The organism is Candidatus Walczuchella endosymbiont of Icerya purchasi (assembly GCF_964030875.1).
Lineage (GTDB): Bacteria > Bacteroidota > Bacteroidia > Flavobacteriales > Blattabacteriaceae > Walczuchella.
On sequence record NZ_OZ034981.1, the window covers coordinates 142,501 to 158,072 of the forward strand.

Below are 15,572 nucleotides of genomic sequence, written 5' to 3' on the forward strand. Positions count from 1 at the left end.
CCGTCAGTACGCGACAATTTTATGACTTCGTCACCCCATCGCAATATAAGCAAGTAGCAGAATATTAACTGCTCTACCATCGACTACGCCTTTCGGCTTTGCCTTAGGGTTCGACTAACCCTCAGCTGATTAACATAGCTGAGGAAACCTTGATATTTCGGTGTGCGGATTTTTCAACCGCATTATCGTTACTTATACCTACATTTTCTTTTGTAAAAACTCCACTGTGTTTGACAACACAGCTTCAACGTAATTTACAATGCTCCCCTACCGATCTTTCGATCCCATAGCTTCGGCGATATACTTATGCCCGATTATTATCCACGCTCAGTCACTCAACTAGTGAGCTATTACGCACTCTTTAAATGAATAGCTGCTTCCAAGCTAACATCCTAGCTGTCTAGGCAACTAAACCTCGTTTAGTCAACTTAGTATATACTTAGGGGCCTTAGCTGTTGGTCTAGGTTCTTTCCTTCTCGGACATGGACCTTAGCACCCATGCCCTCACTACTATGCAACATATTATAGTATTCGGAGTTTGTCAGGAATTAGTAGACGGTGAAGCCCCATCATCCAATCAGTAGCTCTACCTCTATAATACTTAACATAATGCTGCACCTAAATGCATTTCGGGGAGTACGAGCTATCTCCGAGTTTGATTAGCCTTTCACCCCTACCGACTGGTCATCTGAAGACTTTTCAACGTCCACCAGTTCGGTCCTCCACTATGGATTAACATAGCTTCAACCTGCCTATCGGTAGATCACTCGGTTTCGCGTCTAATTCCACCGACTATGCGCCCTATTAAGACTCGCTTTCGCTTCGGCTCCACAGCTAAACTGTTTAACCTTGCCAGTAAAATTAACTCGTAGGTTCATTATGCAAAAGGCACGACGTCACTCCACTTAGGAGCTCCGACAGATTGTAAGCAACATGGTTTCAGGTTCTATTTCACCCTTCTATTCGAAGTACTTTTCATCTTTCCCTCACGGTACTAGTTCACTATCGGTCTCTGAGGAGTATTTAGCCTTACCGGAAGGTCCCGGTTAATTCAAACAGGATTCCACGTGTCCCGCTCTACTTAGGATTACTATTAAATTCAATTAAAATTGGATTTCATATACAGGATTATCACCTTCTATGATTGATTTTTCCAAATCATTCTACTATACAATTTTAATCTGTTTTAAACAGATGTATAGTATTCCTATAACCCCAATAAAGCCTAAACTTTATTGGTTTGGGCTGTTCCGATTTCGCTCGCCACTACTAACGGAATCATTTTTATTTTCTTTTCCTCCAGGTACTAAGATGTTTCAGTTCCCTGGGTTCGCCTCATAATGATGTTGTATTTCACAAATATTTGTGAAACAACAGGTTTTCCCATTCGGAAATCTGCAGATCCAATCGTGTTGCCAATACCTGCAGCTTATCGCAGCTTACCACGTCCTTCATCGCCTCTCAGAGCCAAGACATCCACCATGTGCTCTTATTTGTTTATTTCTAAAAGAAAGAAGAAAAAATTTTATTTGTTGGAATCATATGTCAAAGAACTTTTTAAAACGTGGAGAATATCGGAATTGAACCGATGACCTCCTGCGTGCAAAACAGGCGCTCTAGCCAGCTGAGCTAATCCCCCCTTATTTCTAGAGTAGTCTCGCGCGGACTTGAACCGCGGACCTATACATTATCAGTGTAGTGCTCTTACCAGCTAAGCTACGAGACTTCTTAGAATATTAGAAGAAGTTAAAGAGTTGAATATAAATAAAAGCATTATGTTTTCCCCTAAGAAAAAAACTTCTCTGAAAAAGGAGATATTCCAGCCACACCTTCCGGTACGGCTACCTTGTTACGACTTAGCCCTAGTTACCGATTTTACCCTAGGCAGCTCCTTTAACGGTCACTGACTTCAGATACCTCCGACTTCCATGGCTTGACGGGCGGTGTGTACAAGGCCCAGGAACGTATTCACCGCGTCATGGCTGATACGCGATTACTAGCGATTCCAGCTTCATAGAGTCGAGTTGCAGACTCCAATCCGAACTGAGACCGGTTTTAGAGATTCGCTTCTAGTCACCCAGTGGCTTCTCTCTGTACCGGCCATTGTAGCACGTGTGTGGCCCAAGACGTTAGGGCCATGATGATTTGACGTCATCCCCACCTTCCTCTCGATTTGCATCGGCAGTTTTGTTAGAGTTCCCAGCATAATCCGTTGGCAACTAACAATGGGGGTTGCGCTCGTTGCAGGACTTAACCCAACACCTCACGGCACGAGCTGACGACAACCATGCAGCACCTTGTACCCCGTCCGAAAACTAAACTGTTTCCAGCTTATTCGTGGTACATTTAAGCCTTGGTAAGGTTCCTCGCGTATTATCGAATTAAACCACGTGCTCCACCGCTTGTGCGGACCCCCGTCAATTCCTTTGAGTTTCAATCTTGCGATCGTACTCCCCAGGTGGATCACTTACCTCTTTCGATTGGCCACTGAATAAAAAAAACAATCCAACAGCTAGTGATCATCGTTTACAGCGTGGACTACCAGGGTATCTAATCCTGTTTGCTACCCACGCTTTCGTGCCTCAGCGTCAGTAAAGACTTAGCAATCTGCCTTCGCGATCGGTGTTCTGTGTGATATCTATGCATTTCACCGCTACACCACACATTCCAATTGCTCCAATCTTACTCTAGGCTGCTAGTATCAATAGCAATTTTACAGTTGAGCTGTAAGATTTCACTACTGACTTAACAAACCGCCTACGCACCCTTTAAACCCAATAAATCCGGATAACGCTTGTGTCCTCCGTATTACCGCGGCTGCTGGCACGGAGTTAGCCGACACTTATTCGTATAGTACCTTCAAGTTCTTACTAGTAAGAAATTTTATTTCTATACAAAAGCAGTTTACAACCCAGAAGGCCGTCGTCCTGCACGCGGAGTGGCTGGTTCAGAGTTTCCTCCATTGACCAATATTCCTCACTGCTGCCCTCCGTAAAGGTCTGGTCCGTGTCTCAGTACCAGTGTGGAGGATCACCCTCTCAGGCCCCCTACCGATAGCAGTCTTGGTAAGCCATTACCTCACCAACTAACTAATCGGGCGCACGCTCATCCTTTGCTACCAAAGGTTTTAACCCAAGGCTTTAATAAAATATTCAGGCGAAAATTTTATACTATGGGGTATTAATTCGAATTTCTACGAGCTATACCTTGGCAAAGGGTAGATTACGTACGTGTTACGCACCCGTTCGCCGGTCGCCGCCAAATAAGCAAACTTATTTTACGCTGCCCCTCGACTTGCATGTGTTAAGCCCTCCGCTAGCGTTCATCCTGAGCTAGGATCAAACTCTTCATTGTTGTTAATGTTTTAATTTCTCTCAGGGGAAAAACACAATAGCTTTCTACTTTCAATGAACAGTAAATACAAAGGTATAATAAATATTTTCTTTGGCAATAGAAATTATGAAGACTCTAAAAGACCTTATCAAGAAAGATATGAGTCCCGATTAAAAAAATTTAACAGCATAAGTCACACTACTTGGATAACTTTACGAGATTTCTTAATACCCCGACAAAGAAGAAGGGACGCCCATAGCAGTACTGAACAGTACTGAACAGTACAGGACTTCAAATTTATTATGAAATGGGAAAGAAGATATTATAAATTTATGTATAGAGGATATGCGCGGGAGGAACTACAAGACTATGGCAGTAGTATATGATATTATAATGCAAACCTGTAAAATAGAAGCTTATTACGTACTTAAATGCAATAGAAGCTTATTACGTACTTAAATGCAATAGAAGCTTATTACGTACTTAAATGCAATAGAAGCTTATTACGTACTTAAATGCAATAGAAGCTAAAAAAGACGAACAGATTACCGCTAGTTTTATTAGTGCATGTTGTGAAGGAGGAGCATGTTCAATGGGAGCAGATGAAGAGACATGTTTTAAAATTATAGGATTAAAGATGATTTATTTTATTATTCCCAAGATCTTCCATCGTAATAGATTTTAAAGAGAGAAAAAGAACTTTACCATTGATTCATGTTCTTAGTAAAAGTAATTCAAAATATAAAAAATGGATTATAGATTCTATCAAATCCCATAATAATGATACACAAAGAGTGCAAGAAATTTAGGGAGAAATTAAAAAATGAATGAGTTTCGTCAAGAAGCATTAAAACTTTTAGAACAATTTCCTTAAAAAATCGCGTTAAAGACTATGGTGAATTATAACGTAAGTACTGAAAAATCTATGGTAAAAAATTTAATGATTGTAGAATCTCCGACGAAAGTTAAGACTATACAGAATTATCTAGATAAATATAAATCTTTTGAAGTAGTATCAAGTTTTGGCCACATTGTTAATTTACCTGAGAAAAGTCTGGGAATAGACAGACATAATGATTTTGAACCTCTTTATGTAGTACCTAAAGATAAAAAAAAGATAGTTAAAAAACTTCAATCTTTGATTAAGAATCATGATATTATATGGTTGGCGTCTGACGAAGACCGAGAGGGAGAGGCGATCGCTTGGCATATTTATAATCAATTTAAAATCCCAGAAAATCAAATTCGTCGGATTGTGTTCCATGAAATAACGAAAAAATCTATACTACAAGCAATAGAAAAACCTAGACCTATAAATAAGAATTTGGTATATGCACAAAAAGCACGTAGAGTTCTTGACCGTTTAGTAGGTTTTGAGCTTTCTCCAGTGCTTTGGAAAAAAATAAAGAAAGGACTTTCTGCGGGACGTGTACAATCCGTAGCAGTACGTTTAATCGTAGAACGAGAAAAAGAAATCACCAACTTTAAAACTACATCTTTTTATAGAGTCAAATCTTTATTTTTATCAGAAAAGAAAAAATATTTTAAAGCACAACTAGAAAAAACTTTTATCAATAAAGAACTGGCAGAAAAATTCCTAAAAAAATGTATTTATGCTCATTTTTCGATAAATAAAATTGTAAAAAAACCTGTAAAAAAGAGTCCATTATCACCTTTTACAACTTCTAGTCTTCAGCAAGAAGCTTTTAGAAAATTAGGATACTCAGTTGAGTATACTATGCGGATGGTTCAACAGTTATATGAAGAAGGATATACAACTTATATTAGGACAGATAGTTTAAATATTTCAGACGACGCTATTTCTTCAATAAAAGATTTTATAATTAAAAACTTTGGGGAAAAATACCTTCATATTAGAAGAGATACTACCAAAAGTAAATCTGCACAAGAAGCCCATGAAGCCATTCGACCTACAGACGTAAGCAAATTTCATGTTAGCTATGATATAAATAAACAACGTCTTTATGAACTCATATGGCAACGGACTATTTCAGGACAAATGTCCGACGCTTTGTTGGAAAAAACTACTATATACATTAACACGCCAGAGAAGTATAATTTCCTTGCAAAGGGAGAAATAATTGTTTTCGATGGATTTTTAATACTTTATAAAAAGACAAAAGAAACAGATGAAAATTATCTTCCCAAACTTAAAGAGGGTGAAGTACTTAAAAATAAAAGTATTACAGCGATACAACGTTTTACTAAAAATTTTTCTCGTTATAGTGAAGCATCGTTAGTCGATACTTTAGAAACCCTTGGGATTGGTAGACCTTCTACATATGTTCCTACCATATTAACTATTAAAAAACGTAATTATATAAAAATAGAAGATCTAAAAGGAATAGAACAGAATTATGAAGTAATGACCCTTATTGGGAGTAAAATCAATAGTTATAATAAAACAGAATTGAGTGGAGGAAGTAAAAAGAAAATTATACCTACCGATATAGGGATAATAGTTAATGATTTTCTAATAGAAAATTTTAATCAAATTATTAATTACGACTTTACAGCTAAAATCGAAAATCATTTTGATCAAATATCGCAAGGGAACGAGGGATGGAATAACTTGATTAAGTCTTTCTATATAGGATTCCATTCAAAAATAGAATCTATTCTAAAAAATATCGGAAAAAATTATACAGAACGCCTACTTGGGAATGATTCAAAATCAGGAAAAAAAGTTTTTGCTAAAATCGGTCGTTTTGGACCCATGATACAGATGGGAGAAATAAAGGATAAGGAAAAACCGAAATTTTCCCCCTTATTAAAACATCAGCATATTCATCGGATTTCTTTAGAAGAAGCATTAAAACTTTTTGAATTTCCTAAGGTATTAGGAACTTTTGAGGAAAAAGAAATAATAATAAAAATCGGAAGATTTGGACCTTACATTCAATATTATGGAAAATCTATATCAATTCAAGAAGATAGTGGATATTGTGCTGATGAGATTACTTTGGAACAAGTTATTGAACTTATTAAAAAACAACGGAAGGAAAATGCAAAAAAGATTATACAACGTTTTGAAGAAATAAAACCACCTATAGAAATTGTAAATGGACGTTTTAGTCCATACATCCGACAAGGGAAAAATAATTACAAATTACCAAAAAACATACACGTAGAACAATTGAATCTTGAACAATGTAAAAAAATAATTGATGCATTAGTATATACAGCTAGAAAAAGACGTACATAAAATCGTTAACGAATTATCGAGTTGGGGGAAATTTGATCACGGGGCAATGATAGCTATAAAAAACAGAATATAATAAATCCATATCGTAATGGAAATCGTAATGGAAATCGTAATGGAAATCGTAATGGAAATCGTAATGGAAATCGTAATGGAAATCGTATTAGCATAAGAATGTAGACATGATAAGTGACTCCAAAATCAGTACGAATTATAGAAGAAAATGAGAGAATACTAGCAAATATTCCTCGTCAATTTGGAATTAACCTCAGATGTAGGACAAAAGCATAGACTATTATACTAATTAAAGCCCAAGTTTCTTTTGTATACCAACTACAGGATATTCCCCAACTATTATTACTCCTCCAAGGAAAGTTCCTACAGTTAATAATACGATAGTCTGGGACATTTCATTGATAAGATTTTCAATAGTTGGATTTTTTAATAAAGGTCGGAAAAGAATTAAAACAGTTAAACCTAAGAATCCTCCAACATAAAAAAAACCATAACTTGAAGTACATGAATAATTAGCCAATAATATTTAAGTACAGGCACAAGATGTGTAATTTCAGTATTCGTCATGTTAGCTATTCCCAGAAGTGCAGTGGTAGGGGATAAGCACACCAACTAATAAAAACTGCATAACCATTGCTCCATGGAGAATGGCCGTAAATATAGCAACGTAAGGCCAACCCAAAAGCATGAATAAAAAAGACTAAAACAGTAATCATCATTATGATACGTACCACTATTCTAATACTAAACAAGTCAGTAAAAGCTACTATAAGAAATAGTAGACCTAAAAGATTTAAATTTTGGGTTTCCAAGGTCTTAGATCATGACCATATTGATAATTAATGATTTTATACGCTGATTTACAAGAATTATATTTAAAGCTAATTTTTTAGCATATTAAGAGCCGGGGGATTCGTTCGTATCCAGACGGTACAAGTATGATTAACCTCATTAGGAAAAATTACTCTACCTGGAAAAGACCTGATATGAGGCCGAGGTTAAATCTATAATCGCCTTATCATATTGATTTCTTTGTGAAGGACTCTTTGCAGTGACCGGTAGACTTATTAAATTTACAAAGATTCATTAATGATGTATAAGCATTCTTATTAGCTTTGGTAATATTTAACAACTTATTTACTCCTTTAATTCCTACTTTTATAAAAGGTAGGTGGATATCATCCATCGTACAGCTTACCAATATAATCTTTCTTGTCAATTTGCAATTCTAGTGCCATAGTCTGTATAGGTTTAATCCTTCCAGATTGGTCTTGAACCAATAACCGACTGAATTTATGGTAATTGGGGATTGATAAACTCTATAAGAAAAAGGTTTAGCATATATCCCGATAAACATTCCCAAACCTAATAACATATATCATGATTCACTGAAAGATATGTACCCTTAGGATCATAACCGTATTGAAAAAATCGATACCCTTTATAAGAAAGTACATTATTCTATACTTTTTTTTATAATTTCCATCGTTAAGTGTTAATTCACTAGCAAAAGAAGAAGGACTGGAAGAACCAGGATAACGTTGAAATTCAAAACGATCCAAAGAAAAAGGAGTTTCGATAAAAATAGATCCATAACCTATGGAGATTTTAAGTTGATTGATTGGAAACTTCAGCAGTAATAGCAGATGGAAAATTTTCTTCTTGGTCTTTTGGAGATCTTTTATAATTCCATGACGAATTGTATCTGGGACCATCCATTGTAAAGATCCCATTTAATTTAAGTTATGAAGGAACGTTTTTTAGAATAATACCTTAAATTCCAGTTTTCATAATAGTATACTTTCCATTAACAGATGAAAGTAAGTATAGCTGACCCTTCTTCTGTACTATTTTCATTGTAGTAGGTGAGACAAAACTATTTAGTATTACCTGAGAAAAGGTCACATAACCTTTAGCGCCCTTAGAACATAGAGTTAAGGACTACCGTTAAAACGGTCATCTCACGAGCATGCGGTACATAATTAAAAATTGTGAAGATTAGCTAGCAAATAAGGTCTTTCATATACGAGAATGATTTTAAAAGTATTACTTGATATATTTATAGGTGGCACCTTCTCGAATGGACATCATTCAAGAAAAACCTATATATCTTGATATGGCACCACCTATCAAAATAAATACAAAAGCTAAATAAGCAAAGGCAATTTTTCTCGTCTACAAAGACAATATCTACCAATATTTACTATGAAACATAATAATAGAAGTATCATAATGGTTTAGAACCAACTAGATTAACTAGATTGGTAAATCATAGCCTTTGCTGTCGTCTAAGTACCTGTGGCCATGGAAAATGCAAAAACAAGAAGAAGAATGCCCATTAACCTAGTCGAAAATAATAAATTTAAAAGCTGCCGCATGTCTAAATTAGATCGGTTAAAAATGATAAGGAAGAAATGTTTAAAATCTTTTTCTTGAATAAAACTCGCAGACCCTGACACAAAATTATTTATATGCCACGTGATCATGGGGTTGAAGAGAGTACAGTACCTAGAGCGGGAATTGAACCCGCACGGTCACAATGACCACAGGATTTTAAGTCCTGCGTGTCTACCAATTCCACCATCCAGGCCTTATGTGTATTTAGACGATAGACGAGCGAAAAACGGGATTCGAACCCGCTACCCCGACCTTGGCAAGGTCGTGCTCTACCAACTGAGCTATTTTCGCAATAATTGACAAAGTCTTTTTTTTATTTCATTGAGTTTTATAAGGGCTTCTAGAGGAGTCAGCATATTTATATCAATACTAAGAATTTTTTCTAATATAGGATATAGCAACTTATCTGTTGATATTTGTTCAGACTTTAACTTTAATATCTTGATCATATTAAATTTGTCAATATGTTTTAATAATTGTTTAGCACGACTAATAACCATATTTGGCATTCCAGACATATTTGCTACATAAATTCCAAAACTGTGTGTACTATTTCCAGGTAATAGTTTATACATAAAAAGAATTTTGTCATCTAGTTCTTTTACCAAAATAGTATAATTCTTTATTCTTTGGAAATAAACAGACATTTCATTAAGTTCAGGATAATGTGTAGCAAATAATGTTTTAGGACGAGTTGAGTGTTTGTAAAGGTATTCAATTACCGACCAAGCTATAGAAATTCCATCATAATTGCTTGTACCTCTTCCTACTTCATCAAGTATTATCAAACTACGTTTTGAGAGATTATTTAAAATATTAGCTGTTTCATTCATCTCCACCATGAAAGTAGATTCCCCTAACGTTATATTATCATAAGCACCCACTCGGCTGAATATTTTATCCACCAATCCTAATTGTGCCCGTTTTGCAGGAACATAACTTCCAATTTGAGCCATAAGTACAATCAAAGCGGTTTGTCGTAAAAAAGCAGACTTTCCAGACATATTAGGTCCGGTGAGAATCAAAATTTGAGAAGATGCAGAATTTAACGATAAATCATTTGGAATATAAGAGACTCCTATTGGGAGATGTTTTTCTATAACTGGATGTCTTCCTTTCTCTATAAAAATATTTTTACTACTATCCATAATGGGACGAACATAATTGTATTCTTGAGAATTCTTAGTAAAAGATAATATAACATCTAAATATGCTATAAGTTTAGAGGCCTTTTGTAGAGATTCAATATACTCTCCAACAAAAGCAACTAATTCTTTAAATAATTTTTTTTCAAGAGTTAGAATTTTTTCTTCAGCCCCCAAAATCCGCATTTCATATTCATGAAGTTCTTCAGTAATATACCGTTCAGAATTGGATAATGTTTGTTTTCTTATCCAATTTTTTGGAATATTATTTTTATGAATATTTCGTATTTCTATATAAAATCCAAAAATTTTGTTAAAAGAAATTTTTAAACTTTGAATTCCCGTACGAATTCTTTCACGTTTACAAATATGATGTAAATAATCTTTACCAGAAGAAACCAAATAACGGAATTCGTCAAGTTCTTTTGAAAAAAATTCTGCAATAATATTTCCTTTTCCAATTTGTTGAGGAGGATCTTCATGTAAAGCTTTAGATATATGTTTATATAATATTCTAAAATTAGGAACAGATTTTCCTATTTCTTTTAAAAGATTATTCTGAGAAGTAGATAAAATTTTTTTTAGAGTATAAAAACTATCAAGAGATAAACATAAATTCATTAATTCACGAGGATTAATTTTTTCGGTAGAGACTTTTGAGATAAGACGTTCTATATCATTAAGAGAACAAAAAATATCAATAAGTTTATAACTTAAGTAAGGAAAAATTATAAATGTTTCTAATAAATCGTGACGAGACTGAATTGCAGATAATTCTTTAAGAGGGAACATCATCCATCTTTTTAATAATCTGGTCCCCATGGGAGTCAGTGTCCGATTCAGTACATCAAAAAGAGATATTCCATTAGGGTTATTTGAATGAAATATTTCAAGACTTCGAACAGTAAAATCATCCATCCACACGTATTGTTCTTCATCTATTCTACTTATTGATGACAGATGACTAATTTTAGTATTATGTGTGATTTCAAGATAAAATAATGTAGCTCCTGCTGCAATAATAGCATTATTGAGATGTTCTATTCCAAATCCTTTAAGAGAATGAGTTTTAAAGTGCTGAATGAGTTTTTCATAAGCCGAAGAATATTTAAACGCCCATTCTTCCATAGAATAGGTAAAATATTCTTTTTTTATAAATTTTTCAAATTCGTATTTTTTATTTTTTTGATAAATAATTTCACTAGGTGAAAAACGATGAATAATTTGATAAATAGATTGAAGATTATTCTCTGTAACGAGAAATTCTCCAGTAGAAATATCTAGAATTGCTAACCCAGCAGTTTCATTATTAAAATGAATTACAGCTAGAAAATTATTAGAACATTTTGGTAAAATACCATCATTTAAAACTACACCAGGCGTTATCAGACTAATTACTCCTCTTTTTACAAGTTTTTTAGTTGTTTTAGGATCTTCTAATTGATCACAAATTGCTACACGAAACCCAGCTAGTACAAGTTTTGGTAAATAGTTATCTAGTGCATGATAAGGAAATCCAGCAAGTTTTGTTTCAGATGATGAACCCTTAAAACGTTTAGTGAGAACAATATTCAGTGTTTTAGAACACTTAATAGCATCCTCATCAAAAGTTTCATAAAAATCTCCAACACGAAATAATAATAATGCATCTGGATATAATGATTTTATTTCAGTATATTGCCTCATTAGAGGCGTCTTTTTTAATTCTATGGAATTCAATGTATTAAAACTTAATTATGAAGCTTTATAATTATTTAATTTCTTTTCGACCATTTTGCCATCGATTTTTAAAATACTTTTATTTTGTTTTATATCAAACATAAAATCATTGAAAACTTTTTCACAAATTGTTCGTAACCCTCTTGCACCCACCCCAGTACTTAGCGATTGGGTTACAATTTTGTCAATGGCATCTTTAGTCAGAATTAAAGAAACATTATCCATCTCAAAGAGTTTTTTATACTGTTTAAGTAAAGCATTTTTAGGTTCAGTCATAATTCTATAAAGTGCGTGTGTATCCAAAGGATGCATGTAGGTAATCACTGGAAATCTACCAGTGAGTTCAGGAATAAGTCCAAAGTTTCTAACATCTGTAGCACTAATATGTTGGAAAATTTCATTGTGTTCTACACTAGAATGTGTCGTATTTTTATATCCTATAGATGAAAAATTCAATCGACTGGTAATAAGTCTATCAATACCTTCAAAAGATCCTCCTGCAATAAACAAAATATTTTTTGTATCTATTGGGATCATTTTCTGATCAGGATGTTTCCTTCCACCGTGAGGTGGAACATTTACCACGGATCCTTCTAATATTTTTAGAAAAGCTTGCTGCACTCCTTCTCCGGAAACATCTCTGGTAATAGAAGGATTATCTCCCTTTCGAGCAATTTTATCTATTTCATCAATAAATACTATACCCCGTTCAGCTGCTGTAATGTTGTAATCAGCTGCTTGTAGCAATCTCGTCAATATACTTTCCACATCTTCTCCAACATATCCTGCTTCAGTGAGAATTGTTGCATCTACGATAGTAAAAGGGACATTCAAAAAACGTGAAATGCTACGTGCCATAAGAGTTTTACCAGTTCCAGTTTTACCAATAATAAGAACGTTTGATTTTTCTATTTCGATTTCATTATGTTTATCTAATATGTCATGTGTTAACCTTTTATAGTGATTATAAACTGCTACAGAAATAATTTTTTTAGCTTCTTCTTGACAAATAATATATTTATCTAAAAACTTTTTTAGGTCCTTTGGGCTACTAATATTATAGCCTACAGAAGAAATATCTTCTTTTTTTTTATAAATTTTTTTGTTAATTAGATGGTGAGCTTGTTCGATGCAATTAACACATATATTACCATATAATCCGGTTAAAAATAATCCTGTATTGTTTTTTTTACATCCACAGAACATACACTTTTCCATGATATTTAAGTTATGTTGTTTTCAGGTTTTCTATATAAAACTTCATCTATCATTCCATATTTTTCAGCTTCATGAGACGTCATCCAATAATCTCTATTGGAATCATTTTCTACTTTTTCTATAGATTGTCCTGAATGTTGAGAAATAATCTCATAAAGTTCTTTTTTCAGTTTAATAATTTCACGTGTTGCAATTTCTATATCTGATGCATGACCTTGTGTTCCTCCTAATGGCTGATGAATCATAATTCTAGAATGTTTAAGACTTGCACGTTTTCCCTTAGTGCCTGCGCAAAGTAATACCGCTCCCATAGAAGCAGCTAGACCCGTACATACGGTAGCTATATCAGGGTTCAAGATTTGCATCGTATCATAAATTCCTAATCCTGCATAAACAGTTCCACCAGGAGAGTTTATATAAATCTGTATATCCTTATAGGAATCTACTGATTGTAAAAATAAAAGTTGTGCCTGTACTATATTAGCTACTTGATCATCTATAGATGAACCAAGAAAAATTATTCTGTCCATCATTAAACGGGAAAAAACATCCATTTGTGCTACGTTTAATTTTCGTTCTTCTACGATGTAAGGAGTTATGGAACTAATATAATTATCTAATAATATGCTATTTATAGAGCAATGATCAATAGCATATTTTCGAAATTCTTTTTTGTCAAACATCTTTTTTAAGCTACTTATTAAGAAAATATTACCACGAAATTTTTTTAATTGAACGTTCTCTTAAAACCTGTATTAAACTATTACGAAAGAGAAAATTAGACCTTTTGGGATATGAAAAGACGGATGCTTCAATATCTTAAGATTTTTTAATTTATGCGATAATTTCTTTTCAAATAAACGAGATCGTAAATCTTTTTAAAATTGTTCATATTAATTATCTTCTGAACATTTTTGACTTTTAGTATCTTTAATATAACGGGGAATATAACGGGTTAAAAAATTAAATCGAAATGTACTAGTTAAAACAACCGATAAAAAATTTCTCAACTACTTCAGTATAATTTTTTCAGATGTGTTTTTTAAACTTTCTATTAAAAGATTCTAAAGAAGTTACTTTATTTTCTCCAAAGACTGAAAAAAAAATATTTATTCAACGGAGCAGGATGAACTTAAAGAGATTTTCAAAACGTATTGGAAAATGATAAACTACAAATTTTACCAACTATTTTCGTATAAAAAGAGTTCAGAAGTATTTATATCGATAATATTTAGAAATTTGTAAACGGTTTTTTTAGGGAAATTTTTCAAAGCATATTCTAGGAAGATTTTCTCTATTATTAGAATGAATAGCTGTTATTTTACCTTGTATATAAGATGAATTTTTAAACCAAACCGTTGTTGAAACTTCTCTAGATTATGATGTATATCTTCCTCTTTTAATTCTTAAGGAATATGGGGGGATGTAAAATTGTGGAACGAGTCCTAATTCTTCTGCATTTACATAAAGAATATTTTTAGTCAAAATGTTTACGAGAATATGAAGTCCTTCTCTAGAGATCTAATCACTAATAGTGTATTTCTTCGTGAACTAATTTAATTATTTCAACTTGACCTTTTCTAAACCCAGTAAATTGTGCTTTAAAAGCTGATTTATTAAATGATACGGTTAATATTATATTAAGTTCATCCAATTGTTTATAATTAAAAAAACTAATATTTTTGCAACAGTTCTATAATTTTAAAAAGCTGGCGGATAAAATTCTTTGGAAAGAGTATAGCATAGGAATTGTGCTTACTAAGATAATTCATTACAGTTTTATAAAAATTTTGACAAGTGTTATTCTTACTTTCGGTATTGATAACTCTTATAAACATCACGATCAACAGCAACTTTTCTCAAGCAGTCTGATATGGTTGCGTCTGAATGGAGACGAATTATTAACGTCCAAGTATTTGTGCTTTTTTTATAATCTTATGTGTTTTTCCTATGGTGCATCAGATTATAATGCAAATAAATAAACCTGTTATTAAAAATCCCTGGTGTAGTATTTATAGCATGGGGGACCGAAATATTCCTAATTAGGACGCATGTGTGTACACACTATATTAGGTCTTTTAGGAGCTAATTTCTATAACGTTAGAGGACAAAATTATGTCTGAAGAAATTAACCTTAATCATAATGAAGAATATTACATCCGTGTTTTTAGCAAATTTTGGTCCTAGTCAATTAATTGTTATCCTGGCTCTTCTTTTATTTGGAGGAGAACTTCTGAAAGGTCTTGGTACAGGATTGAGAGAATTTAAAAAAGCTGCTCAGGGTGATGACTATGAAGAAAAAAAAAGAAAAGAAGGATACGACGTTATGATTTATAGCTATACATGGAAAATCAATCGGAAAAATCTAAGTATAAACATTCCTTAAGGATTTTTAATTTCGGATATTTTTTTATTAAATAATAAAATTTTTTTTCCCCAGAAGTTCTTTGTTTTTTATGATGTATAATACGAGTTTCAAAACAAAACTGAATATTTTTCAAGATCAATTTATGTATAGATGA

General features: G+C 33.3%; 8 protein-coding genes, 4 tRNA genes and 2 rRNA genes (1 of these 14 running past the window's edge). 2 read left to right on the top strand and 12 right to left on the bottom strand.

The features are described 5' to 3' along the window. The 4 genes from AAHJ01_RS00705 to AAHJ01_RS00720 form a co-directional block, all read right to left on the bottom strand. A 23S ribosomal RNA gene (locus AAHJ01_RS00705) occupies positions 1–1,503 on the bottom strand; it reaches 1,395 nt to the left of the window's first position. Positions 1,504–1,565: 62 nt separating this feature from the next. Beyond that, a tRNA-Ala gene (locus tag AAHJ01_RS00710) sits at positions 1,566–1,639 on the bottom strand. A gap of 13 nt (positions 1,640–1,652) precedes the next feature. After that, a tRNA-Ile gene (locus tag AAHJ01_RS00715) sits at positions 1,653–1,726 on the bottom strand. A gap of 81 nt (positions 1,727–1,807) precedes the next feature. After that, positions 1,808–3,354 (bottom strand): 16S ribosomal RNA (locus AAHJ01_RS00720). The 16S and 23S rRNA genes sit together here with 2 tRNA genes alongside, the layout of an rRNA operon. Positions 3,355–4,225: 871 nt before the next feature. Between AAHJ01_RS00720 and topA the strand changes: the two genes are divergently transcribed. Then, positions 4,226–6,559 carry a type I DNA topoisomerase gene (gene topA, locus AAHJ01_RS00725; protein ID WP_342226723.1) on the top strand — a complete coding sequence of 778 codons (2,334 nt, stop codon included), beginning with the start codon at positions 4,226–4,228 and terminating at the stop codon, positions 6,557–6,559. 301 nt (positions 6,560–6,860) lie between these two features. Here topA and AAHJ01_RS00730 read toward each other — a convergent pair whose 3' ends face one another. The 8 genes from AAHJ01_RS00730 to AAHJ01_RS00765 form a co-directional block, all read right to left on the bottom strand. Beyond that, positions 6,861–7,091: a hypothetical protein gene (locus tag AAHJ01_RS00730; RefSeq protein ID WP_342226724.1), complete on the bottom strand. Its 231-nt coding sequence runs from the start codon at positions 7,089–7,091 to the stop codon at positions 6,861–6,863. Between the two features lie 865 nt (positions 7,092–7,956). Continuing rightward, a complete protein-coding gene (locus AAHJ01_RS00735) occupies positions 7,957–8,286 on the bottom strand; it encodes a hypothetical protein (RefSeq protein WP_342226725.1) in 330 nt (109 codons plus the stop codon). 790 nt (positions 8,287–9,076) lie between these two features. Further along, positions 9,077–9,161: transfer RNA gene (locus AAHJ01_RS00740), tRNA-Leu, on the bottom strand. Between the two features lie 25 nt (positions 9,162–9,186). Then, positions 9,187–9,259: transfer RNA gene (locus tag AAHJ01_RS00745), tRNA-Gly, on the bottom strand. Then, complete coding sequence (mutS, locus tag AAHJ01_RS00750) at positions 9,250–11,799, bottom strand: DNA mismatch repair protein MutS (RefSeq protein ID WP_342226726.1); 2,550 nt, start codon at positions 11,797–11,799, stop codon at positions 9,250–9,252. The genes AAHJ01_RS00745 and mutS overlap by 10 nt, the downstream gene beginning before the upstream one ends. A 48-nt stretch (positions 11,800–11,847) precedes the next feature. Beyond that, the gene (gene clpX, locus AAHJ01_RS00755; RefSeq protein WP_342226727.1) at positions 11,848–13,050 is read right to left on the bottom strand and encodes an ATP-dependent Clp protease ATP-binding subunit ClpX; all 1,203 of its coding nucleotides are present in this window, start codon (positions 13,048–13,050) and stop codon (positions 11,848–11,850) included. A gap of 5 nt (positions 13,051–13,055) precedes the next feature. After that, on the bottom strand, positions 13,056–13,733 hold the full coding sequence (gene clpP, locus AAHJ01_RS00760; protein ID WP_342226728.1) for an ATP-dependent Clp endopeptidase proteolytic subunit ClpP: 678 nt from the start codon (positions 13,731–13,733) through the stop codon (positions 13,056–13,058). Positions 13,734–14,723: 990 nt separating this feature from the next. Then, positions 14,724–14,888, bottom strand: a complete 165-nt coding sequence (locus AAHJ01_RS00765; RefSeq protein ID WP_342226729.1) for a hypothetical protein — start codon at positions 14,886–14,888, stop codon at positions 14,724–14,726. Positions 14,889–15,193: 305 nt separating this feature from the next. On the opposite strand from AAHJ01_RS00765, the gene AAHJ01_RS00770 reads away from it, so the two are divergent. Next, positions 15,194–15,436, top strand: coding sequence for a Sec-independent protein translocase subunit TatA/TatB (locus AAHJ01_RS00770; protein WP_342226730.1), 243 nt, complete (start codon positions 15,194–15,196; stop codon positions 15,434–15,436). The last annotated feature ends 136 nt before the right edge of the window (positions 15,437–15,572 follow it).

Excerpts from the sequence above, each read along its gene's own strand:
- topA (WP_342226723.1), top strand. The coding sequence starts at position 4,226 with ATGGTGAATTATAACGTAAGTACTGAAAAATCTATGGTAAAAAATTTA.
- AAHJ01_RS00735 (WP_342226725.1), bottom strand. The coding sequence starts at position 8,286 with ATGGTCCCAGATACAATTCGTCATGGAATTATAAAAGATCTCCAAAAG.
- mutS (WP_342226726.1), bottom strand. The coding sequence starts at position 11,799 with ATGAGGCAATATACTGAAATAAAATCATTATATCCAGATGCATTATTA.
- clpX (WP_342226727.1), bottom strand. The coding sequence starts at position 13,050 with ATGGAAAAGTGTATGTTCTGTGGATGTAAAAAAAACAATACAGGATTA.
- clpP (WP_342226728.1), bottom strand. The coding sequence starts at position 13,733 with ATGTTTGACAAAAAAGAATTTCGAAAATATGCTATTGATCATTGCTCT.
- AAHJ01_RS00765 (WP_342226729.1), bottom strand. The coding sequence starts at position 14,888 with ATGTTTATAAGAGTTATCAATACCGAAAGTAAGAATAACACTTGTCAA.
- AAHJ01_RS00770 (WP_342226730.1), top strand. The coding sequence starts at position 15,194 with ATGAAGAATATTACATCCGTGTTTTTAGCAAATTTTGGTCCTAGTCAA.